Below are 21,743 nucleotides of genomic sequence, written 5' to 3' on the forward strand. Positions count from 1 at the left end.
ACCGGCTGAGCGAGCGGGAGCGCGGCATGCTGCGGCCCGCCGGGGACGGCCCGGGCACCCCGATGCTGGCGCAGCTCAGCGACGTGCGGGAGTTCGGCGAGGGCTGGATCTTCGAGCGGAAACTGGACGGCATCCGCCTGCTGGCCTCGCGCGACCGGGAGGGACGCGTGGAGCTGTGGTCCCGCACCGGGCAGCGGCTGAACGCCACCTACCCGGAGGCCGCCGCGGCGCTCGCGGGGCAGGCCTGCGAGGACTTCGTCGTGGACGGCGAGATCGTGGCGCTGCACCGGGGCCGCACCGACTTCGCCCTGCTCCAGCAGCGCAGCGGCCTCACCGATCCGGCCGCCGTGCGCGCCAGCCGGGTCACCGTCACGTACTACCTCTTCGACCTGCTGCGGCTCGGCGGGATCGACACCACCGGGCTCCCGCAGCGGGTCCGCAAGGCGCTGCTGCGGGACGCGCTGGACTTCCGCGCGCCGCTGCGCTTCACCCCGCACCGCAACCGGGGCGGTCAGGAGCTGCTGGACCGGGCCTGCGGCTGGGGCTGGGAGGGGCTGATCGCCAAACGCGCGTCGGCGCCGTACGCCCACCGCCGCTCGCCGAACTGGCTCAAGCTCAAATGCGCCGCCGGACAGGAACTGGTGATCGGCGGCTTCACCGAGCCGGCCGGCAGCCGGGTGGGCTTCGGCGCCCTGCTGGTCGGCTACCACGAGGACGGCCGGCTGCGCTACGCGGGCAAGGTCGGCACGGGCTACGACACGCGGACGCTGCGCGCCCTGCGCGAGCGGCTGGACGCGCTGGGGACCGGCCGCTCGCCCTTCGCCGACCCGGTGCGCGAGCGCACCGCGCACTGGGCGCGCCCGGAACTGGTCGCCCAGGTCGCCTTCACCGAGTGGACGCGCGACGGCCGGCTGCGCCACCCGCGCTTCCTCGGCCTGCGCGACGACAAGGACCCCGCCGAGGTGGTCCGCGAGAAGCCGGCAGGGAGGCGCTGACGATGCCGCGAACGCCGCAGGAGACGGTGCGGGCCGGGCGCCGCTCGGTGCGGATCAGCCGCCCGGACAAGGTGCTCTTCCCCGACGACGGCGTCACGAAGGCGGATCTCGCCGCGTACTACAGGACCGTCGCCCCGCGGATGCTGCCGCAGCTGCGCGGTCGCCCCCTCATGCTGGAGCGGCGCCCGGGCGGCATCGCCGACCACGGCTTCGTGCAGAAGGACACGCCCGGCCACGTGCCGGACTGGGTGCACCGCGCCGTGCTGCCCAAGGAGGGCGGCACGGTCACCTACACCGTCTGCGACGACACCGCCACCCTGGTCTACCTCGCCGACCAGGCGTGCGTGACGCTGCACCGCTTCCTCTCCCGCGCCGAGCACGCCGACCGTCCCGACCGGCTGGTCTTCGACCTCGACCCGCCGGACGCGGACTTCGCACCGGTGCGGGAGGCGGCCCGGCGGGTGCGCGGCCTGCTGGACGAGCTGGAGCTGCCGTCCACGGTGATGACGACCGGCTCGCGCGGCCTGCACGTGCTGGTCGCGCTCGACGCCAGGGCGCCCGTGGACGAGGTGCGGGCCTTCGCGCGGGACGCCGCGGAGCTGCTGGTGGCCCGCCACCCGGACAGCCTCACCGCCGAGCCCCGCAAGGCCGCCCGCCGCGGCCGCCTCTACCTGGACGTGCAGCGCAACGGCTACGGCCAGACGTCGGTGGCCCCCTACTCCGTCCGCTCCCTCCCCGGCGCACCCGTCGCGGCACCGCTGGCCTGGGACGACGTGGACGACCCGGAGACGACGGCCCGCCGCTGGACACTCGCCGACGCGGACCGGCTCGCCGCGGCGGACCCCTGGCGCGGCGCCCCGCGCGGCCGCTCCCTGGGGGCCGCCCGGCGGCGGCTGGACGCACTGCGGAAGAAGGAGCACGGACGATGAACGGCACGGACCGGGTGGAGGAAACGCGGTGAGCGGTGGCAGGAACGCCGGACCGGACGCGAACGGCGAGGCGGACGGGCCGGGGAGCAGGGAGGGCGCGGCCGGGCGGGAGGCCCCGCACGGCGGTGACGCCTTCCCGCCGCGCTCGCTGCGCGACTACGCCCTCGTCGCGGACGGCGAGCGCGGCGCTCTGCTGGGGCCGCTCGGGGAGTACGTGTGGATGTGCGCGCCCCGCTGGGACTCGGGCGCCGTCTTCGCCTCGCTGATCGGGGGCCGCGGCGGCTACGCGCTGGCCCCCGCCGGGCGGTTCGTGTGGGGCGGCTACTACGAGGACCGCTCGCTGGTCTGGCGCAGCCGCTGGATCACCCGGGACGACGGCGTGGTGGAGTGCCGCGAGGCCCTGGCCTTCCCCGGTGAGCCGCACCGGGCCGTGCTGCTGCGCCGCGTGCTGCCGCCGGAGCGGCCCGTCGCGCTGCGGGCCGTGCTGGAACCCGCGGCGGACTTCGGCGAGCACGCGCTGCGCGGTCTGGAGCGCGACGCGCACGGCTGCTGGCAGGGCCGCGCGGGCGGCCTGTGGCTGCGCTGGTCGGGGGCGGTCGGCGACGCCCGGCCGGCCGCGGGCCGCCGCCTCGAACTCGACCTGACCGCCGAGCCCGGGCGGTCGTACGACCTGGTGCTGGAGATCGCCGACCGGCCGCTGGACGGCGCCCCGCCCGACCCAGAGCAGGCCTGGCGGGCCACCCGCGAGGCGTGGCGGTCCGCGGTGCCCGTGCTGGACGGCGTGCTGGCGCCGCGCGACGCGCGGCACGCGTACGCGGTGATGCGCGGCCTGACCGGCCCGGCCGGCATGGTCGCCGCGGCGACCACCAGCCTGCCCGAGCGCGCCGAGGAAGGCCGCAACTACGACTACCGCTACGTGTGGATCCGCGACCAGTGCTACGCCGGTCAGGCGGTGGCCGCCGCGGGGGCCCACCCACTGCTCGACGACGCCGTGCGCTTCGTCACCGCCCGACTGGCCGAGGACGGGGCCGGACTGCGGCCCGCGTACACCGTGGACGGGCGGCCCATCCCCGACCAGCGGCGGCTGGACCTGCCGGGCTACCCCGGCGGCTTCGACCTGGTCGGCAACCAGGTCAGCGGGCAGTTCCAGCTGGACGCCTTCGGCGAGTGCCTGCTGCTGCTCGCCGCCGCGGCCCGGCACGACCGGCTGGACGGCGACGGGTGGCGGGCCGCGCTGGCGGCCGCGGAGGCGGTCGAGAAGCGCTGGCGGGAGCCGGACGCCGGGATCTGGGAGCTGGCGCCCCGGCACTGGACGCACAGCCGGCTGATCTGCGCCGCGGGGCTGCGGGCCCTCGCCGGCGCCGGGGTGCCCGCCCGGCAGGCGGCGCACTGGCGGGCGCTCGCGGACACCGTCGTCGCGGCGGCGGACGACGACGGCCGGCACCCGTCCGGCCGCTGGCAGCGCGCCCCCGACGACCCCCGCCCCGACGCCGCACTGCTCTTCCCCGCGCTGCGCGGCGCCCTTCCCGCCGGCGACCCGCGCAGCACGGCGACGCTCGACGCGTACCTGGCGGAGCTGGCCGAGGACCACTTCGCCTACCGCTTCCGCCACGACGACCGCCCGCTCGCGCACGCCGAGGGCGCGTTCGTGATGTGCGGCTTCGCGGTCGCCATGGCCGAGCACCAGCGCGGGCGGACCGGCTCGGCCTACCGCTGGTTCGAGCGCAACCGCGCGGCGTGCGGTCCGGCCGGGCTGTACGCCGAGGAGTACGACACGGCGCAGCGGGAGATGCGCGGCAACCTCCCCCAGGCCTTCGTGCACGCCCTGATGCTGGAGGCGTCGGCGCGGCTGGCGCAGGAGGGCCCGCCCGGCTGAGGCACCCGGGCGGGCGCCGCGCGGGACCGTGCCCCCGCACGTGTGAGTGCCGCCGCGGGACGGGTACCCGGTACGGCCGGTGCCCGGGACCGGGTACCGGCGCGGACGTACCCGGCCGCGCGGTGCGCGGGCGGGCGTACTCGGCACACCGGCCGACGGCCGGGGGAAGGACGAAGATGACGACCGCACGGGAGATCATGACGCCGGGCGCCCAGTGCGTCGGCGAGGACGAGACCGTCCTGGACGCCGCGCGCACCATGACCGATCTCGGGGTGGGCGCGCTGCCGATCTGCGGCAACGACGACCGCCTCAAGGGCGTGGTCACCGACCGCGACATCGTCGTGAAGGTACTGGGCCGCGGCAAGGACCCGGCGAGCACCAGGACGCGCGAGCTGGCCCAGGGCAAGGCGGTGACGATCGGCGCGGACGACGACGCGGAGGAGATTCTGCGCACCATGTCCTCGCACAAGACCCGCCGGCTGCCGGTGATCGACGGCCACCGGCTGGTGGGCATGGTCGCGCAGGCGGACGTGGCGCGCTCGCTGCCGAATCCGAAGGTGGGCGAGCTGCTGCAGGCGCTGTCCACGGACTGAGCGCGGCCCGCGCGCTGCGCCACCGGAGCGAACCCTCGACCTCACCCTTCACCTGAGGTCGAGGGTTCGCTCCTGTGCGGCGCCGGGCGCCCCACCGGCAGGGCCGGCGGGGCGCGCGGGGTACGCACGCGGGGCCGTCCGGAAGCTGCCTGCGCAGTCGACCGCGGCGCCCCCGGTCCGGAGCGGTCCGGAGCGTCCGAAGCGCCCCCGCCGCCGGCGCGGGGCCGGTGGCGGGGGCGCGTGGGGTGTCCGGCGGGTCAGCCGCCCAGGACGGTCGGGAAGCGGTCCCAGACGCGGTGGGCGCGCAGCAGCGGGACGAGCTGCTGGAGCGCGTCGCCGCCCCCGGACGCCGCGAGGACGCCGGGCTCGGAGACGGTCAGGCCGACCGCGTCGAGCACCGCCTCGCCGCCGCCGTACACGGCGACCGCCTTGCCGTGCCGGTAGGCCTCGGTGAGCAGCAGCAGGACGCGGGGGTCGACGTCCGTGACGGCCGCGGCGTCCTCGGACGCCTTGGCGTCGCGGGCCCCGTGCGCGTCGGCGGCGGGCTGCGGCGCCGCGGCCAGCACGAGGGCGTCGTACTCGACGGAGCGCGCGGTGGCGAACGTGCGCTGGACGCCCTCGCCGCCCGTCGGGGCGATGACCAGCGGCACCATGCCCGCGCCGAGCGCCGCCTGCCGCGCCTCGGTGACGTCCTGCGCGGGGTCGCCGACGACGATGCCGACGACCCGGCCGTCCACCGGCCACTCCTGGCCGATCTGCGACAGCGCGGGGCTCGGCTCGGGGTCGGCCAGCTCGACGGTCGGCTCGGGCACCGGCAGGCCGAGGGCCGCGGCCACGGTGCTGCACAGCTCGCCGTCGATGTTGGCCAGCACCTTCAGGCCGCGCTCCTTGATCGCGGTCTCGTAGCACTTGCCGAGCTCGAAACCGTACGCGGCGGCGATGTGCTCGCGCTCGGGCGCCGTCATGCTGCGCCAGAACAGCCGGGCCTGGCTGAAGTGGTCGTCGAAGGACGCGGCGGCGTCCCGCACCTTGCGGGACGCGGGCACCTCCACCGGCGCCTCGATGTACGCCCCCGTGGCGGCGCCCGCGGTGAAGGGGCAGCCGCCGTCGAGGGAGTTCGGCCGGTAGGGCGCGACGCCACGGTGCACGGCGGTCTGGTGCATGCCGTCCCGCAGCATGTCGTTGACGGGGGCGTGGGTGCGGTTGATCGGCAGCTGCGGGAAGTTCGGACCGCCCAGCCGGGTGATCTGCGTGTCGACGTACGAGAACAGCCGGCCCTGCATGAGCGCGTCGTTGGTGACGTCGATGCCGGGGACGAGGTTGCCGACGTGGAAGGCGACCTGCTCGGTCTCGGCGAAGTAGTTCGACGGGTTCGCGTTCAGCGTGAGCAGCCCGACCGGCTGCACGGGGGCCAGCTCCTCGGGCACGATCTTGGTCGGGTCGAGCAGGTCGATGCCCTCGAACATCTGCTCCTCGGTGTCCGGGAAGGTCTGCACGCCCAGCTCCCACTGCGGGTGCGCGCCGGCCTCGATGGCGTCGGCGAGGTCCCGGCGGTGGAAGTCGGGGTCGACGCCCGAGGTGATCTGCGCCTCCTCCCACACCATGGAGTGCACACCGAGCCGCGGCTTCCAGTGGAACTTCACCAGCGTGGTCGCGCCCTCGGCGTCCACCAGCCGGAAGGTGTGGACGCCGAAGCCCTCCATCATCCGGTACGAGCGCGGGATGCCCCGGTCGGACATGTTCCAGAGGGTGTGGAAGGTCGCCTCGGTGTGCAGGGTGACGAAGTCCCAGAAGGTGTCGTGGGCGCTCTGCGCCTGGGGGATCTCCCGGTCCGGGTGGGGCTTGGCGGCGTGCACGACGTCGGGGAACTTGATCGCGTCCTGGATGAAGAACACCGGGATGTTGTTGCCGACCAGGTCGAACACGCCCTCGTCGGTGTAGAACTTCGTGGCGAAGCCGCGGGTGTCGCGCACGGTGTCGGCGGAGCCGCGCGAGCCCAGCACGGTGGAGAAGCGCACGAAGACCGGGGTGCGGGCGCCCTCGGCGAGGAAGGCCGCGCGGGTGATGCGGGCGGCCGTTCCGTAGGACTCGAAGACGCCGTGCGCGGCGGCTCCCCGCGCGTGCACCACGCGCTCGGGGATGCGCTCGTGGTCGAAGTGGGTGATCTTCTCCCGCAGGTGGTGGTCCTGGAGCAGCACCGGGCCGCGCGGGCCCGCCTTGAGCGAGTGGTCCGTGTCGTGCAGCCGCGCGCCCTGGGCGGTCGTCAGGTACGCGCCGCGCTGGGCGACGTCGGCCGGGTCGGCGCCGGTCGGCTGCCCGGTGGGGCTGACGGTCTCGGGTCCGCGCTGGTCGGGCTTGGGCGGCAGCGGTTCGCGGGGCGACGTGGGCTCGTCCACCGGGGGCGGCTCGGGGGCGGGGGCTCCGGGGATCTCGTTGCGCTGGTGGTCGGTGCCGCTCACGGCAGGCTCTCCTCACGTTGCGGACGCAGGGCTGCCCCCGCGGCCCCCGGAGGGGTGCCGGGCCGCAGGGGCGCAGGTCGCCACCCCGCGCCCTGGCAGCCGGGTGGGGTGCGGACCGGCCGGTCGCAGAGGACCGGCGGGTGACGGGTGCCCCGGATCGCGGCCGCCAACCACCGCGGGCCCGCTCGATCACCCGGACGGACCCGTGCCTCCCCGGTGCCCGCGCCCGCCGCGCATGAGCCGCCGCCGTGCGGGTACCCGCCGCCGGTGATCCCCCGGCGGGGAAGGCGACACGGAGGAGGCGACGGACGTGAGCGGGACACTTCGGGATCCGCAGGAGCGGCGGACGGCCCTGGTGACGGGCGGCGACTCCGGCATCGGGCGGGCGGCCGCGGTACGCCTGGCCGCCGACGGGCTGGACGTCGCGGTCACCTGGCACAGCGACCGGGAGGGCGCCGAGAGCACCGCGGCCGAGGCACGCGAGCACGGCGTCCGCGCGGTGACCGAGCACCTGGACCTGGGCGACCTGCCCGCCGCGGCGGACGTCGCCGACGCGGTGGCCGAACGGCTCGGCCGGCTGGACGTCCTGGTCAACGGATCGGGCACCGGCACCTCGACGCCCTTCCTGGACATCGGCCTGGACACCTTCCGGCACGTGCTGGACGTCGACCTGAGCGGCCCCTTCCTGCTGTGCCAGCGGGCCGCCCGGCGCATGATCGCGCAGGGCGGCGGCGGCCGGATCGTGAACATCACCTCCGTGCACGAGCACCAGCCCCGGGTGGGCGCGGGCCCGTACTGCGCCGCCAAGGGCGGGCTCGGGCTGCTGACCCAGGTGATGGCCCTGGAACTGGCCGGGCACGGGATCACCGTCAACGCGGTGGCGCCGGGCGAGATCGCGACCCCGATGACCGGGCAGGAGGACAGCGACGTGCGGGGCACGGAGCGGCCCGGCATCCCGCTGCGGCGCCCCGGGGACGCCCGGGAGGTCGCCGCGGTGATCGCCTTCCTGGCGTCGCCCGCCGCGTCGTACGTCACGGGCGCGTCCTGGGCGGTGGACGGCGGGATGCTGCGGATGGGGCCGATGGCGGGCTCCCATTTGGCCTCGGACGACTGGCGCCGCCCCTGAGACGACGCCTTCCGGCCGGGTCGCGGCCTACCCGCGCGCCCGGCCGGACGGCAGCAGCTCGCCGAGGTCCGCCGACAGGTCGGCGGCGACCTTGCCCATCAGCTCCGGCGACAGCGCCCCGTCCAGCACTTCCAGGACGGCGGCGCTGTCCCGTACGGCCGCCCCGTCCGGCACCCCGGCGCGGCCGGAGACGCGTCCTGCGAACACGGTCAGGTCGAACCGCTCCCCCGCCGCCCGGCCGCGCCCGTCGCGCCCGGCGTCCCTGGCGGCCGCCCGCAGGTGCTCGCCCAGATCGGGCGGCAGCTGGGCGGCGACGTGCTCGGCGAGCCCGGGGGCGATCCGCTCCCCGAGCGTGCGCAGCACCGCGCCGGTGGCTCGTTCGGCGGATGCGCGGTCGGGCAGCCCGGCGATCTCCTGGACCTTCCCGATCATCTCGTTGTGCTGCATGGCACCTCCCTGCGCGCTCGCGTCCCGCCGGGCCGCAGGCACGGCCCGCGGGCGGGCACTGGAGCGGGTACCCGCTGCGGGCGCGACTATCGCGGGCGGGGCGGGGAAGCCTCCCCGGCTTCCCCGCCCCGCCCGCACTCCGGTGCCGCGTCCGGCGGCTCAGTGGCCCACCGCGTCCCGGACCTTGTCCATCATGGCCGCGAAGGGGCCGGTCAGGACCAGCGCGGCCGGCTTGCCCGCGGCCTTGGGGTGCGGGTGCGTGGGCGCCAGGCGCTCGATCGCGCGCAGCCGCTCGCCCATGGCCTTGCGGCGCTCCTCCGTGCAGTCGCGCATCAGCGCGGGGAACTCCTCGGCCTCCTCGTGGTCGGCGTGGTCGCCGACCGCCCGCTCGAACTCGGCGAAGAGGGCGGTGAACTCGGCGCTGTCGACGTCCATCCCCTCCAGCCGCTTGAGCACCTTGGCGGCCTCCGCCTCCTCGTCGTCGCGGGCCGCCGCCTCGCGCTCGCCCGCCGAGTCCTTGGCGACCGGGCGCACGACCACCTCCTCGGCCACCTCGTGGACGGCCAGCAGCGCCCGCAGCTCGTCGAACGCCTCCTTGCGGCGCTCCCCGCGGGTGTTGCGGACGGTCTCGAACAGGTCCCGGATCCGGGCGTGCTGGCTCAGCAGCACCGCGATCACGTCCCCGTCGGGCAGCCGGGCCGCCTGGGTCCGTTCGGCTGTGGCAGAACTCATCGTCGGCTCCTCCCTCTCCCGCCGCCCCGTCGGGGGACGGCGGTGTTCGGGGGGCGGATAACCGCTGCCGCCGGGGCCAAACCGGGCCCGGCGCCGCCGCGGCCTCGCGCCGCCCCGATCCGTGCAGGTCACGGCGGGTCGCGGGGGCATCGCTAGTGCATCCGGGTGGAGAGACGGCTGGTGCGGTTTGCGGGGGCGGAGGTGGGGCAGGCGTCGGACTGTGCTTGGGACAGCAGGTACGCATGGGGCTGCTTTCCTTCTTGCGCCCCGGGCCGCGTGCACGGCGCCGGCCTCCCCTCAGTTCTCCGGCGAAGCGAGTGCCATGTGCTCGACACTCCCACCCCCCGGCGCCCATGCCGCTCCCCCGGCCCGCCGTACCCGCAGGCACGACGAGCCGGACGGCACCGACGCGCTCTTCCTGCGGCTCCACTCGGCCAGGTGCCCGCGGGAGCGGCACGACCTGTCCGAGCGGCTGGTCCTGGCCTGGCTCCCGATGGCCGAACGCCTCGCCCGCCGCTACCGCGACCGCGGCGAGTCGCTCGACGACCTGCGGCAGGTCGCCGCGCTCGGGCTGGTGAAGGCGGTCCACCGCTTCGACCCCGGCCAGGGCAAGGCTTTCGCCACCTACGCGGTGCCCACCATCGACGGCGAGCTGAAGCGCCACTTCCGGGACTGCTCGTGGAGCGTGCACGTGCCGCGCGGCGTGCAGGAGGCGCGCGCCAAGGTGCGCGCGGTGTGCCAGGAGATCGGCGACCGCGCCCCCGTCGAGGTCATCGCCGAGCGCACGGGGCTCTCGCACGACGACGTGCGCGCCGGGCTCGGCGCCCTCCAGGGCTACGCGGCGCTGTCGCTCGACGCGCCGCTCGGGCCGGGCGCCGACGGCGTCCTGGAGGACGCGCTCGGGCGCGAGGACGACGCCTTCCAGACGGTCGTGGACCGCGAGGCCGTCCGCCCCGAGGTGACCGCGCTGCCGCCGCGCGAGCGGCGGATCCTGTTCATGCGCTTCTTCCAGGACATGAAGCAGGCCGAGATCGCCGATGCGCTCGGGATCTCCCAGATGCACGTCTCCCGGCTGCTGTCGACGACCTGCGAGCAGGTGCGGCGGGCCGTGGCCGAGGAGCCGGCCCGCGTGTGAGCGCGGCGGGCCCCACCCCGGGTGGACGACCCGGGGCACCATGAAACGCGCAGGGGAAGGAGGCCGCCATGAAGGGCCTGTTCGACCCGGGCGGCAAGCAGGGACTGACGGGACTGTCCGCGGTGGTGACCGGCGGCTCGCGCGGGCTGGGCCTGCGCATCGCCGACCGGCTGCTGGCCCGCGGCTGCGCCGTGACGATCGCGGCGCGCGACGCCGGGGAACTGGAGCGGGCGCGCGGGCTGCTGCTGCGCGACCACCCCGGCGCCGCCGTGCGGACCGTGCGCTGCGATGTCACCGACCGCGGCCAGGTGGCCGCCCTCATGCGGCAGGCGGCGGACGCGCACGGCGGTGTCGACGTCGTCGTGGCGAACGCGGGGATCATCCAGGTCGCGCCGCTGGACTCCCTCGGCACGCAGGACTTCGCGGCGGCGACCGACACGATCTTCATGGGATCGGTGCACACCGCGCTGGAGGCGCTGCCGTGGCTGCGGCGCAGCCCCGCGGGCGGGCGGCTGGCACTGATCGGCTCGGTCGGCGGCCTGGTCGCCGCCCCGCACCTGCTGCCGTACTCCTGCGCCAAGTCGGCGGTCTCGGCGCTCGCCGAGGGGCTGCACGCCGAGCTGGCGGGCAGCAGCGTGAGCGTCACGGCGGTGCACCCGGGGCTGATGCGGACCGGGTCGCACCTGGCCGCGGAGTTCGGCGGGCAGGCGGAGCGCGAGTTCGGCTGGTTCTCCGCGGTGGCGGGCAGCCCGCTGGTGTCGATGGACGCCGGACGGGCCGCCGGGCGTGTCGTCTCCGCGCTGGAACGGCGCCGGACGCGGATCGTCCTGACCCCCGCCGCCAAGGCGGCGGACCTGGGGCACGGCCTGGCACCGGCCCTGACCGTCAGGCTCACCTCGCTCGCCGCCCGGGCGCTGCCCGCGGCCCCGCCGGACGGGGAGCCGGCCTCACCGGTGCCCGGCCGGCAGGTGGAGGCGGCGGCTGACCGCGCCCTGCCGCCCGTGCTGCGCAGGCTGCGCGCCTGGGGCAGCGCCCTCAACGACCGGGCGTCCGCCCGGCTGAACCAGCGCCGCAACCCGCCGCACGGGGCGGCCGGGAATCCCGCCTGAGGGCGTGCCGTGCCGTGCCTTCCCGGCCGGGACCGGCGGGAAGGCACGGCAGCGCGGCGGGGCCGGGACGTGGCGCTTCCTGCTCTGCGGGGTGCCGCCGCCGTGGTGCGTACCGGCTGACCCCGGGCGGCTCCCGGGCGGCGGTCAGCAGCGCAGCGCCGAGCGCCCGGAACGCCAGGCCGCCAGCAGGTGCTCGGCAAAGCGGTCCTCCAGGAAGGTGGTGGCGTCCGCCCCGAAGGCCACGTCCGCGGCAAGGTCCGGTTCCGCCGCGAGCAGCCCCTCGACGACCTGGTGGCGCACCACCTGCTCGTGGACCGCGTCGGCCTCGACGTGCTCGTCGTAGAAGCGCTGCGCGGCCGGGCCCGCTCCCGCCCGGCGCAGACCGGAGGCGAGCCGCCGGGAGCCGGGCGAGGAGGTCACCTCGACCCAGGCGAAGTGGCCGACCAGCGCGCCGCGCAGGGCCCGGTGCAGGCCGAACAGCGACATCACGTTCACCACGGCGAGCATCGGCGCGGGGGCGCGGTCGAGGTAGCGGCCGTACGAGGGGTCGAGGCCGAGATCGGCCATGAGGTCGGCGAAGAGCCGGGCGTGCACCTGGTCGGCGCGGCCGGCGCCGAACTCGTCGTACTCGATCGCCGCCATGGCCGCCTTCGCCCGGCCGTCCAGCCTGGGCAGCACCCAGGCGTGCGGGTCGGCCTCCTTGAGGTGGTAGAGGGAGCGCAGGGCGGCGTACTCCCGGAAAGTGTCCAGGTCTCCGTGGCGGCGCAGGTGGTGGGAGACGGAGCCGGAGGTGTCGGCGGGCTCGACGAGCAGCTCGGCGAGGACCTCGGCGGGATCGCGCGGGCCGGGCACGTCGCGGCGCAGGGCGGCGAGGAAGCGGTCCTCCAGCGCACGCCGGACGTCCAGCAGGTCCGCGTCCCACTCGCGGTCGTCGGCGACTCCCGCGAAGCCGCGGTAGTGCAGCTCGTAGAGCACGTAGAGGGCGAGGTGGAGGTCGTCGCCGTACGGCTCGGCGCCGGCGGCGAGCGCCCGCAGCCCGGGGTCGGGGACGTGCCCGGTGTGCAGCGCCCGGATCACACCGTGCGAGAGCGGCCCGCGGGCCGAGGGCAGGGCGGGGGCGTGCGGGCGGGTCGTCGTGGTCACGTGCGGTCCTTCCTGCGGCGCTCGTGCGCGCGGTGGCTGGTGTCGCACCAGGGGTAGCTGGCGCTGCGGCGGCAGGTGCAGATCGCGACGGCGAAGCGGTCGGAGACCGCCACGGTGCCGTCGTCGGCGACGACCTCGACGGGCCCCTCCACCACGACGGGCCCGTCCTGCTCGACGCTCACCCGGCGCGGCGCCGGCTCGCGGGAGCGCGGCTCATCGGCGTTCGGCACGGATCACCACCAGCTCCTCCTGCTCGTCCTGCCCTGCCAGCAGACCGCCGGCCCGCAGCCAGGGCAGCCGGGAGCGCAGCACGGGCCCGAACGGGACCCGGGCGCGCGTGCGGATCTCGGCGGACAGGCCGAGGCCGGTCAGCCGGTCGACGGTGCGCTCCGGTCCGCACAGCGCCGAGTGCACCATGAGCAGCACCCCGTGGGGGCGCAGCAGCCCGGCGGAGGCGGTGCACAGCGCGTCCACCACCTGCCGCCCGTCGGGGCCCGCGTCCCACGCGCGGGCCGCGCGGTGCGCGGTGGGCGGCCCGCCGGGCGGCGCGGGGACGTACGGCGGGTTGCTGAGCACGAGGTCGTAGGCGCGTCCGCCGGTGCGGCCGGCGAGGCGCCGGATGTCGCGGCGGTGCACCTCGATGCGGCGGCCGGCGCGCAGGGCGTTGACCCGGGTCGCGGCGAGCGCGCGCCACGAGACGTCGACGGCCTCGACGCGGGCGCCGAGCCGCGAGGCGTAGAGCGCCAGGGCGCCGCTGCCGGTGCCGACGTCGAGGACGTCGCTGCCGGGCACCACCTCGTGGTGGAGTGCGGCGGCGAGCAGGGCGGTGTCGGCCTGCGGGCGGTAGACACCGGGCAGGCGCCACACCCGGTCCAGCACGGGCGGGGCGTCGGGAACGGTTGCGGCGGCGGGGGCGCTGACCTGGTTCGGCACGGCGGCTCCTGTCAATCGGGGGCGGACGGCCGCCCGGATCCGGTCGGGGGTGTCAGACCGGCGGGTAGGGTGCGCCGCGCAGCACGCGCGCGAGGTGCGCGGTGTTGGCCGCGAGCGTCGCGGTGGTGGTCCTGACGCTGTCGGGCGTCTCGTCCAGGTCCTGGTAGTCGGTGCCGTGCATGGCCTCGCCCACCCAGTAGGTGACGGCGTTCGGCGCGAGGGAGAAGCCGACGTCGTTGAGGCCCTGGTAGAGGTCGGCGCTCACCTTGTGGGCGCCGTCCTCGTTGCCCACCACGGCGACCGCGGCGGCCTTGCCGTACGTGAGCATCCGGCCCTCGCCGTCGGTCTCCGACAGCTCCGCGTCGAGGCGCTCCAGCACCCGCTGGGCGACGCTGCACGGATGGCCGAGCCAGATGGGCGTGGCCAGGACGAGGATGTCGGCGGCGAGCATCCGCGCGCGGATCCGGGGCCAGGCGTCGCCGTCCCCCGCGTCCGCCGTCACGCCCGGTCGCACGTCGTGGTCGGCGATGCGCACCGTCTCACCGGTGACGCCGTGGCCGCCGAGCGCCTCCAGCACCTGCTCGGCCAGCAGCTGGGAGCTGGAACGCGAGGGGCTCGGCTTGAGCGTGCATACCAGGGCAAGTGCCCGCAATTCGTCCTGCTCGGTCATACCTCGCGGATATCCCCGGACCGCTCCGCGAAACATCCCTGCGGCGTGTCACCCGTCCTCGGCCAGGACGCGGACGGTGCCCACCGTGGTGTCCGAGGCGTCCGGGACGGACATCCCCGCCTCGACGCCCGACCGCAGGTAGTCCACGACGGCCGCGTTCAGCCGCTCCCCCGGCAGCGCCGCCGGGACGCCCGGCGGGTAGGGGGTGAGCATCTCCGCCGCGACGCGCCCGACCGCCTTGTCGCAGGGCACCTGTTCGATCCGCCCGAAGAAGGCGTCGCGGGGCAGCACGACCTGCTCCAGCCGCAGGTCGGCGGGGTCCGGTACGTCCACCCGGGGCGCGGGCCGCAGCTCGCCCGCGTGGCCGGCGAGGTCGCGCAGCGCGCGCACCAGGCCCCCGGCGCTCGCGTCGTCGTCGGCGTGGGTGAGCTGGGCGCTGACCCGGCGGTGGTCGGACACGTGCGCGTTGATGCGGTGGTGGGTGCGCAGCCAGTCGGCGGCCGCGTAGCCGCCGGTGCCCAGCGCGCCGAGGTCGACGAAGACCTGGAGCGGATCCATGTCTGCGGCGCGGTCCGGGCCGCAGAAGTCGTCGCGGCCGTTGACGTGCAGGCCGTCGATGGCGTCGATGTCCGCCCTCGTGCGGTGCGCGAGGGCGAGGGCGGCGTCGAACAGCGCCCGGCCGTGCTCGACCATCTGCCGCCGCCAGCCGTCGAGGCCCGCGTACAGGAGGACCGAGGGGCTGGTGCTGCCGAGCAGGTCGGCGCGCGAGGCCAGGACCTCCGGGGTGACGCGGTCGCCCTGGAGGTGGAAGACGGAGCCCTGCTCCAGGCCGGAGCCCATCTTGTGCACGGAGGTCACGCAGACGTCGGCCCCGGCGTCCATGGCCCAGGCCGGCAGGTCGGGGTGGAAGGGCAGATGGGCGCCCCACGCCTCGTCCACGATGCAGGGCAGGTCGCGCGCGTGGCAGACCTCCGCGATGCCGGCGAGGTCGGCGCAGGTGCCGTACGGGGTCGGGCTGGTGACGAGCATGCCGCGCGCGTCCGGGTGCTCGTCCAGGCACGCGGCCACCGACTCCGGGCTCGGCGGGTGGGCCAGGTGCCGCTCGGGGTCCCACTGCGGCTCGACCCAGACGGGGCGGATGCCGGCCAGGATGAGCCCGGCGACCACCGACTTGTGCGCGTCCCGCCCGACCAGCAGCTTCTCGTGCGGCCCGGCCACGGAGAGCATCGCGGCCTTGACCGACAGCGAGCTGCCGCAGGTGGAGAAGAAGGTGTGCTCGGCCCCGACCGCGTCGGCCATCAGCTCCTGGGCCCGCTCCAGCACCTGGCCCCTGGAGAGCCGGTCGTCGAGCCCGGCGACCGCGAGGACGTCGGCGGCGAACACCGCGTCCCCCAGCACCTCGCGCACCCGGGGATCGGCGCCGCGTCCCTGTTTGTGGCCGGGCGGGGTGAAGGGCAGCTGCCCTTCGGCGTGGTAGGCGGCGAGTGCGTCGAGTACCGGTGCCTCGGAATGGTCCATGGCGGGCGCATGCCCCGGGCCGCGGGACCGTACGCGTGCCCTTCCCCGGACCGCGGGCGCGGGGGGCCGCATGCATGGCGGGACGCGCAGCGGGCAGCCGCAGGCCACACCGCTTTGCGGAAGGAGCGCCGCCATGAGCGACGAGACGATGGGCGACGAGGTCTACCAGCCGACCGGTGACGAGGACGAGCAGGCCGACCCGCTGGACATGGAGGACGCGCTCGGCGAGGACGACTACGACGCCGAGCTGGACAAGGGCTACTCGCCCCCCGAACGGCCCTACGCCGTGGACGGCCCGGGCACCACGGCCGAGGAGCAGCGCGAGGGCGAGTCGCTGGACCAGCGGCTGGCCCAGGAGACGCCGGACGTGACGCCGGACCGCGGCGACGGCATCGGCGACGCCTCCGACACCGCGGGTGAGCCGGTGGACCCGGAGGCGGGCGACGTGCGCGCCGGCCGGCTCGTCGCGGCCGACCAGGGCATGGAGCGGGGGACCCGCGACCCGGTGACGGCCGAGGACGTCGGCGTGGACGGCGCCGCGGCCGGCGCGGAGGAGGCGGCGGTGCACGTGACGGACGACCCCGAGGGAACAGCGGGCGCCGAGGAGCGCGAGTGACGAGGAATCGATCAGGAGGTGGGGACGGCGTGCGGGCCGATCTGACGGGCAGGACAGTGGTCGTCACCGGTGCCAGCGGCGGCATCGGGCGGGCGACGGTACGGGAGTTCGCGCGCCGCGGCGCGAGGATCGGTCTGGTCGCTCGCGGCCGGGACGGCCTGGAGGCGGCGGCGCGGGAGGTACGGGAGCTGGGCGGGGAGGCGCTGGTGGCCCCGGCGGACGTCGCCGACCCGGCGGCCGTCACGGCGGCCGCGGATGCGGTGGAGCGAGCCTTCGGACCGCTGGACGTGTGGGTGAACGTCGCCTTCGCCTCGGTCTTCGCGCAGTTCACCGACATCTCGCCGGAGGAGTACCGGCGGGTGACGGAGGTCAGCTACCTCGGCTACGTCAACGGCACGCGCGAGGCGCTGTCGCGCATGCTGCCGCGCGACCGCGGCACGGTGGTGCAGGTCGGCTCGGCGCTCGGGGAGCGGTCCATCCCGCTCCAGTCGGCCTACTGCGGTGCCAAGCACGCCGTCAACGGCTTCACCTCGTCGGTGCGGACGGAGCTGATGCACCGCGGCAGCGGCGTGCGGATCACCGTGGTGCAGATGCCCGCGGTCAACACCCCGCAGTTCTCCTGGGTGCTCTCGCGGCTGCCGCACCATCCGCAGCCCGTCCCGCCGATCTACCAGCCGGAGGTGGCGGCGCGGGCCGTGGTGTACGCCGCGGCGCACCCGCGGCGCAAGCAGTTCTACGTGGGCGCGTCCACCGTGGCCACGGTGCTGGGGAACCGCGTCGCGGCGGGGCTGCTGGACCGCTACCTGGCCCGTACCGGCTACGGCTCCCAGCAGACGGAGGAGCCCGGCTCCCCCGACTCCCGGCAGGGCAACCTGTGGGAGCCGCTGGACCGCAGCGGCGGCCGGGACTTCGGCGCGCACGGCGCCTTCGACGAGCGGGCGCACGAGCGCTCGCCGCAGGCGGGCGTGGCCCGGCACCCCGGTACGGCGCTGGCTGCCGTGGCGGCGGCGGGGGTCGCGGTGGGTGTGGCCGTGGCGGGGCGCCGCAGGTCGTGACCGCGTGGCACGCAGGGAGGGGGGGCGCCGGCGGCGCCCCCCTCCCTGCGTGCCGCCGTCCGCTCAGGCCGCGCCCTGGAGGGCGGGCAGCACCTTGCTGCGGTAGGCGTCGAAGAACTGCTGCTGGTCAGGGCCGATCTGGGCCACGTAGACCTCGTCGAAGTCCGCCTCGGCGTACGCCCGGATCGCCCGGACGTGCTCCTCCGGGTCGTCGCCGAAGGTGCCGGCCGCAGCGACGGTCTCCCGGCGGACGAGGCTGGAGGCCTGCTCGATGTGCTCGGGCGTGGGCAGCACCTGGGCCAGCTCGCCGGGCAGCTGCTCGTTGGGCCACAGGCGGTGCACGGTGTCGATCGCGCGCTCCCGGTCGGTGTCCCAGCAGACCTTGAGGCCGCCGAGCACCGGCTTGTCGCCCCCGCCGCCGCGCCGGAAGCCGGCGACCAGGTCGGCGTCCGGCTGCATGGTGACGAAGCCGTCGCCGATGCGCCCGGCCAGCGCCGCCGCCTGCGGGCCAAAACCGGACACGTACAGCGGCGGCGGCTCGCCGGGCAGCGTGTAGAGGCGGGCGTTCTCCACCGTGTAGTGGGGCCCGCGGTGGGTGACGCGCTCGCCGGTGAAGAGCTTGCGGATGATCTGGAGCGCCTCCTCCAGCATGTGCATGCGGGCCGGGGCGTCCGGCCAGGCACCGCCGGTGACGTGCTCGTTCAGGGCCTCGCCCGTGCCGACGCCGAAGCGGAAGCCGCCGTCCAGCAGCGTCGCGGAGGTGGCCGCGGCCTGCGCGTTGACCACCGGGTGCATCCGCACGGTCGGGCAGGTCACGAGCGTGGTCACGGGCAGCGAGGTGACCTGGGACAGCGCGCCGATCACCGACCAGACGAAGCCGCTCTCACCCTGCTGGTCGTTCCACGGATGGAAGTGGTCGGAGATCGCCAGCGCCTCGAAGCCCGCCTGCTCGGCCATACGTGCCTGGTCGAGCAGCTCGCGCGGGGTGAACTCCTCGCTGGACAGGAAGTAGCCGTAACGCGTCATGGTGCCTCCTCGGGTGCTCCTTGGCGGGTGCCCGGTAGCGACGGCGGCATGCCTGGCGCCGCGGGGCCGGGCGGGGGGCGCCGCGGGGCCGGGCGGGGGGCGGTGCGGCCCCCTGTGGCATAGCCCGCCGGGGAGCGGGAACCCGTTGCCACAGCGGGGCAGGCAGCCCCGGGCCCGGGCCGCCGTGCGGCGCCTCCAGGCGCCGCGACGGCCGGGAACGGCCCGCGGGCCACGGCCAGGCACCCGGAAGGCCACGTATGAGCACTGTCGAACGGTCCACCACCGCATCCGCCCTCGATGTCGCCGCGCTGGAGTCCGCCCTGCGGGACGAGGTCGACGGCGAGGTGCGTTTCGACGCGGGCAGCCGCGGCGCGTACGCGACCGACGGCTCCAACTACCGGCAGGTGCCGCTCGGCGTCGTCGTCCCGCGCAGCGTCGAGGCGGGGGCGGCGGCGGTCGCGGTCTGCGCCCGGTTCGGCGCGCCGCTGCTGTCGCGGGGCGGCGGTACGAGCCTGGCGGGGCAGTGCACCAACACCGCGGTCGTCATCGACTGGACCAAGTACTGCGACGGCCTGGTCTCGGTCGACCCCCGGGCCCGCACCTGCGTCGTCGAGCCGGGCATCGTGCTGGACGACCTCAACCGGCAGCTGGCGGCCTGCGGCCTGATGTTCGGCCCCAAGCCGTCCACGCACAGCCACTGCGCCCTCGGCGGCATGATCGGCAACAACTCCTGCGGGGCCTCCGCCCAGGCGTACGGCAAGACCGCCGACAACGTGCGGCGGCTGGAGATCCTCACCTACGACGGGACGCGCTGCTGGGTCGGACGCACCTCGCCCGAGGAGTTCGAGGCCGTCACCGCCCAGGGCGACCGGCGCGCGGAGCTGTACGCGGGCCTGCGCGCCCTCGGCGACCGGTACCTCGCCGACATCCGCCGGGGCTACCCGAAGATCCCGCGCCGGGTCTCCGGCTACAACCTCGACGACCTGCTGCCGGAGAACGGTTTCGACGTCGCCCGCGCCCTGGTCGGCAGCGAGGGCACGCTCGTGACGGTGCTGCACGCCGAACTGGACCTCGTGCCGGTGCCCGCGGCGGACGCGATGCTCATCCTCGGCTACCCCGACATCTGCGAGGCCGCCGACGACGTGCCGCGCATCCTGGAGAACAGCTCGCCCTCCCAGCTGGAGGCGCTCGACGACCGCATGGCGCAGCTGATGCGCGAGGAGGGCAGCCACCTGGCGTCGCTGGAGACCTTCCCGGAGGGCGGCAGCTGGCTGCTGCTCCAGTTCACCGGCGACAGCCAGGAGGAGGCCGACCGGCAGGCCGACGAGCTGCTGCGGGCCGTCGGCCGCGACCGCGACGACCCGTCGGTGGCCCTCTCCGACGACACCGCGCGCGAGCAGCGCATGCTCAAGGCGCGCGAGGCGGGCCTCGGCGTCACCGCCCGCCCGCCGGACGAGCGCGAGACGTGGGAGGGCTGGGAGGACTCCGCGGTGCCGCCCGACCGGCTCGGCGACTACCTGCGGGACCTCAAGAAGCTGTTCGACCGCTTCGACTACGACCACCCCTCCCTCTACGGGCACTTCGGCCAGGGCTGCGTGCACACCCGCATCCCCTTCGGCCTGCGCACCGCCGAAGGGGTGGCGCGCTTCCACGACTTCCTGCGGGCCGCCGCCGAGCTGGTCGTCTCCTACGGCGGCTCGCTGTCCGGGGAGCACGGCGACGGGCAGGCCCGCGGCGAGCTGCTGCGCATCATGTACGGCGAACGGCTGGTGGGCGCCTTCGGCGAGCTCAAGGCGCTGTTCGACCCGGACAACCGGATGAACCCCGGCAAGGTCGTCGACCCGCACCCGGCCGACGCCGACCTCCGGCTGGGCGCGGACTGGCGGCCGCGCGACGACTCGGACGCCGTCTTCGGCTACCCGGAGGACGGCGGCTCCTTCAACCAGGCCGTCATGCGCTGCGTCGGCATCGGCAACTGCCGCAGCCACGAGGGCGGGGTGATGTGCCCCTCGTACCGCGCGACGGGCGAGGAGGAGCACTCCACCCGCGGCCGGGCCCGGCTGCTGTTCGAGATGATCGGCGGCCACGACGACTCCCCGGTCACCGGCGGGTGGCGCTCGCCGGAGGTGAAGGACGCCCTCGACCTGTGCCTGGCCTGCAAGGGCTGCAAGTCGGACTGCCCGGTGGGCGTCGACATGGCCACGTACAAGGCGGAGTTCCTGTCCCACCACTACCGCGGACGGCTGCGCCCGGCCGCGCACTACGCGCTGGGCTGGCTGCCGTTGTGGGCCCGCGCCGCCCAGGTCGCACCGGGCGCGGTGAACGCGCTGCTGCGCGCACCGGGGGTCTCGGCGCTCGGCAAGCGGCTGGCCGGGGTCGCCGACCGGGACGCCCCGCTCTTCGCGGAACGGTCCTTCCTGGAGTGGTGGCGCGAGCGCGGCACGCCCGAGCCGGAGCCCGGCGACCCGCGGGCCGTGGTGCTGTGGCCCGACACCTTCAGCACGTACTTCCACCCGGCGGTCGCCCGGTCCGCGGTGCGCGTGCTGGAGGACGCCGGGTTCCGGGTGGCGGTGCCGCGCGAGGCCGTGTGCTGCGGCCTGACGTGGATCTCCACCGGGCAGCTCGGGACGGCCGGGCGGGTGCTGAGGCGGACGGTGGGGGTGCTCGGGCCGTGGATCGAGGCGGGCACCCCGGTGGTGGGCCTGGAGCCGTCGTGCACCGCGGTCTTCCGCGCGGACGCGCCCGAGCTGATGCCGGACGACCAGGACGTGCAGCGGCTGGCCGGGCAGTTCCTGACGCTCTCCGAGCTGCTGCTCCAGCGCGCGCCCGAGGACTGGAAGCCCCCGGTGCTGACCCGCGCCGCGACCGTGCAGACGCACTGCCACCAGCACGCCGTCACCGGCTTCGACGCCGACCGCGAGCTGATGCGCCGCTGCGGCCTGGACGCCGACGTCCTCGACGAGGGCTGCTGCGGTCTGGCCGGCAACTTCGGCTTCGAGCGCGGCCACGGCGAGCTGTCCACGGCGATCGCCGAGCTGGGCGTGCTGCCCGCGGTGCGGGCCGCCGCGCCCGGCGCCTTCGTCGTCGCCGACGGCTTCAGCTGCCGCACCCAGATCGAGCAGGGCGGCACCGGCCGGGGCGCCCTGCACCTGGCCGAGGCACTGGCGATGGGCCTGGACGGTGCGGTGCCCGCCGACCACCCGGAGAAGGCCGTCGACCGGCCCGCCCCGCCGGGCGCGGCCCGCGCCCGGCTCGCGACCACGGCGGCCGTGCTGGCCGCCGGCGGCGGGGCCGGCGGGCTCTACGCCCTGCTGCGCCGGCTGCGGCGCTGAGCCCGGCCGTACCCCCCGCCCCCCTGTCTGCACGGCGTGACGACGAGAG

19 protein-coding genes are annotated in these 21,743 nt (G+C 76.0%); 10 read left to right on the top strand and 9 right to left on the bottom strand.

Annotated elements, in window-relative coordinates; translation table 11 throughout:
* Positions 1-26: 26 nt before the first annotated feature.
* The 4 genes from ligD (ACH4SE_RS28855) (at position 27) to ACH4SE_RS28870 (ending at position 4,393) form a co-directional block, all read left to right on the top strand.
* Positions 27-995 carry a non-homologous end-joining DNA ligase gene (gene ligD / locus ACH4SE_RS28855; protein WP_398546668.1) on the top strand — a complete coding sequence of 323 codons (969 nt, stop codon included), beginning with the start codon at positions 27-29 and terminating at the stop codon, positions 993-995.
* A 2-nt stretch (positions 996-997) separates the two neighbouring features.
* Positions 998-1,924 carry a non-homologous end-joining DNA ligase gene (gene ligD, locus ACH4SE_RS28860; RefSeq protein WP_398546433.1) on the top strand — a complete coding sequence of 309 codons (927 nt, stop codon included), beginning with the start codon at positions 998-1,000 and terminating at the stop codon, positions 1,922-1,924.
* A 28-nt stretch (positions 1,925-1,952) separates the two neighbouring features.
* Positions 1,953-3,800 carry a glycoside hydrolase family 15 protein gene (locus ACH4SE_RS28865; protein WP_398546434.1) on the top strand — a complete coding sequence of 616 codons (1,848 nt, stop codon included), beginning with the start codon at positions 1,953-1,955 and terminating at the stop codon, positions 3,798-3,800.
* A gap of 176 nt (positions 3,801-3,976) precedes the next feature.
* The gene (locus tag ACH4SE_RS28870) at positions 3,977-4,393 is read left to right on the top strand and encodes a CBS domain-containing protein (RefSeq protein WP_398546435.1); all 417 of its coding nucleotides are present in this window, start codon (positions 3,977-3,979) and stop codon (positions 4,391-4,393) included.
* Positions 4,394-4,650: 257 nt separating this feature from the next.
* On the opposite strand, the gene ACH4SE_RS28875 is transcribed toward ACH4SE_RS28870, so the two are convergent.
* Complete coding sequence (locus tag ACH4SE_RS28875) at positions 4,651-6,852, bottom strand: catalase (RefSeq protein WP_398546436.1); 2,202 nt, start codon at positions 6,850-6,852, stop codon at positions 4,651-4,653.
* A gap of 310 nt (positions 6,853-7,162) precedes the next feature.
* On the opposite strand from ACH4SE_RS28875, the gene ACH4SE_RS28880 reads away from it, so the two are divergent.
* A complete protein-coding gene (locus ACH4SE_RS28880; RefSeq protein WP_398546437.1) occupies positions 7,163-7,978 on the top strand; it encodes an SDR family oxidoreductase in 816 nt (271 codons plus the stop codon).
* A 27-nt stretch (positions 7,979-8,005) separates the two neighbouring features.
* Here ACH4SE_RS28880 and ACH4SE_RS28885 read toward each other — a convergent pair whose 3' ends face one another.
* A complete protein-coding gene (locus ACH4SE_RS28885) occupies positions 8,006-8,425 on the bottom strand; it encodes a DUF2267 domain-containing protein (RefSeq protein ID WP_398546438.1) in 420 nt (139 codons plus the stop codon).
* A 159-nt stretch (positions 8,426-8,584) separates the two neighbouring features.
* A complete protein-coding gene (locus tag ACH4SE_RS28890; protein WP_398546439.1) occupies positions 8,585-9,157 on the bottom strand; it encodes a hemerythrin domain-containing protein in 573 nt (190 codons plus the stop codon).
* 322 nt (positions 9,158-9,479) lie between these two features.
* Here ACH4SE_RS28890 and ACH4SE_RS28895 point away from each other — a divergent pair, with 322 nt between their 5' ends.
* Together ACH4SE_RS28895 and ACH4SE_RS28900 are read left to right on the top strand one after the other, a co-directional pair.
* The gene (locus tag ACH4SE_RS28895; RefSeq protein ID WP_398546440.1) at positions 9,480-10,292 is read left to right on the top strand and encodes a SigB/SigF/SigG family RNA polymerase sigma factor; all 813 of its coding nucleotides are present in this window, start codon (positions 9,480-9,482) and stop codon (positions 10,290-10,292) included.
* A 68-nt stretch (positions 10,293-10,360) separates the two neighbouring features.
* A complete protein-coding gene (locus ACH4SE_RS28900; protein WP_398546441.1) occupies positions 10,361-11,401 on the top strand; it encodes an SDR family NAD(P)-dependent oxidoreductase in 1,041 nt (346 codons plus the stop codon).
* 144 nt (positions 11,402-11,545) lie between these two features.
* Here ACH4SE_RS28900 and ACH4SE_RS28905 read toward each other — a convergent pair whose 3' ends face one another.
* Genes ACH4SE_RS28905 through ACH4SE_RS28925 form a run of 5 tightly spaced genes read right to left on the bottom strand, consistent with a single transcriptional unit; the run spans position 11,546 to position 15,665 of the window.
* Positions 11,546-12,544 (bottom strand): iron-containing redox enzyme family protein, encoded by a 999-nt coding sequence (locus tag ACH4SE_RS28905; protein ID WP_398546442.1) that lies wholly within the window; start codon positions 12,542-12,544, stop codon positions 11,546-11,548.
* Positions 12,541-12,774 carry a CDGSH iron-sulfur domain-containing protein gene (locus tag ACH4SE_RS28910; RefSeq protein WP_398546443.1) on the bottom strand — a complete coding sequence of 78 codons (234 nt, stop codon included), beginning with the start codon at positions 12,772-12,774 and terminating at the stop codon, positions 12,541-12,543. Before ACH4SE_RS28910 ends, ACH4SE_RS28905 begins: the two co-directional genes overlap by 4 nt.
* The gene (locus tag ACH4SE_RS28915; RefSeq protein ID WP_398546444.1) at positions 12,758-13,477 is read right to left on the bottom strand and encodes a HemK2/MTQ2 family protein methyltransferase; all 720 of its coding nucleotides are present in this window, start codon (positions 13,475-13,477) and stop codon (positions 12,758-12,760) included. The genes ACH4SE_RS28910 and ACH4SE_RS28915 overlap by 17 nt, the downstream gene beginning before the upstream one ends.
* Positions 13,478-13,529: 52 nt before the next feature.
* Entirely contained in the window at positions 13,530-14,147 is a 618-nt protein-coding gene (locus ACH4SE_RS28920) for a flavodoxin family protein (RefSeq protein ID WP_398546445.1), read from the bottom strand.
* A gap of 48 nt (positions 14,148-14,195) precedes the next feature.
* On the bottom strand, positions 14,196-15,665 hold the full coding sequence (locus ACH4SE_RS28925) for an aminotransferase class I/II-fold pyridoxal phosphate-dependent enzyme (protein WP_398546446.1): 1,470 nt from the start codon (positions 15,663-15,665) through the stop codon (positions 14,196-14,198).
* 133 nt (positions 15,666-15,798) lie between these two features.
* Between ACH4SE_RS28925 and ACH4SE_RS28930 the strand changes: the two genes are divergently transcribed.
* A complete protein-coding gene (locus tag ACH4SE_RS28930) occupies positions 15,799-16,281 on the top strand; it encodes a DUF5709 domain-containing protein (protein ID WP_398546447.1) in 483 nt (160 codons plus the stop codon).
* A gap of 29 nt (positions 16,282-16,310) precedes the next feature.
* Positions 16,311-17,336, top strand: coding sequence for an SDR family oxidoreductase (locus tag ACH4SE_RS28935; RefSeq protein WP_398546448.1), 1,026 nt, complete (start codon positions 16,311-16,313; stop codon positions 17,334-17,336).
* Positions 17,337-17,399: 63 nt separating this feature from the next.
* Here ACH4SE_RS28935 and ACH4SE_RS28940 read toward each other — a convergent pair whose 3' ends face one another.
* A complete protein-coding gene (locus ACH4SE_RS28940) occupies positions 17,400-18,362 on the bottom strand; it encodes a TIGR03557 family F420-dependent LLM class oxidoreductase (protein WP_398546449.1) in 963 nt (320 codons plus the stop codon).
* Positions 18,363-18,619: 257 nt separating this feature from the next.
* On the opposite strand from ACH4SE_RS28940, the gene ACH4SE_RS28945 reads away from it, so the two are divergent.
* Complete coding sequence (locus ACH4SE_RS28945) at positions 18,620-21,694, top strand: FAD-binding and (Fe-S)-binding domain-containing protein (protein WP_398546450.1); 3,075 nt, start codon at positions 18,620-18,622, stop codon at positions 21,692-21,694.
* Positions 21,695-21,743 lie beyond the last annotated feature (49 nt).

The sequence above is a fragment of the Streptomyces sp. NPDC020983 genome, from assembly GCF_044333485.1.
GTDB lineage: Bacteria > Actinomycetota > Actinomycetes > Streptomycetales > Streptomycetaceae > Actinacidiphila.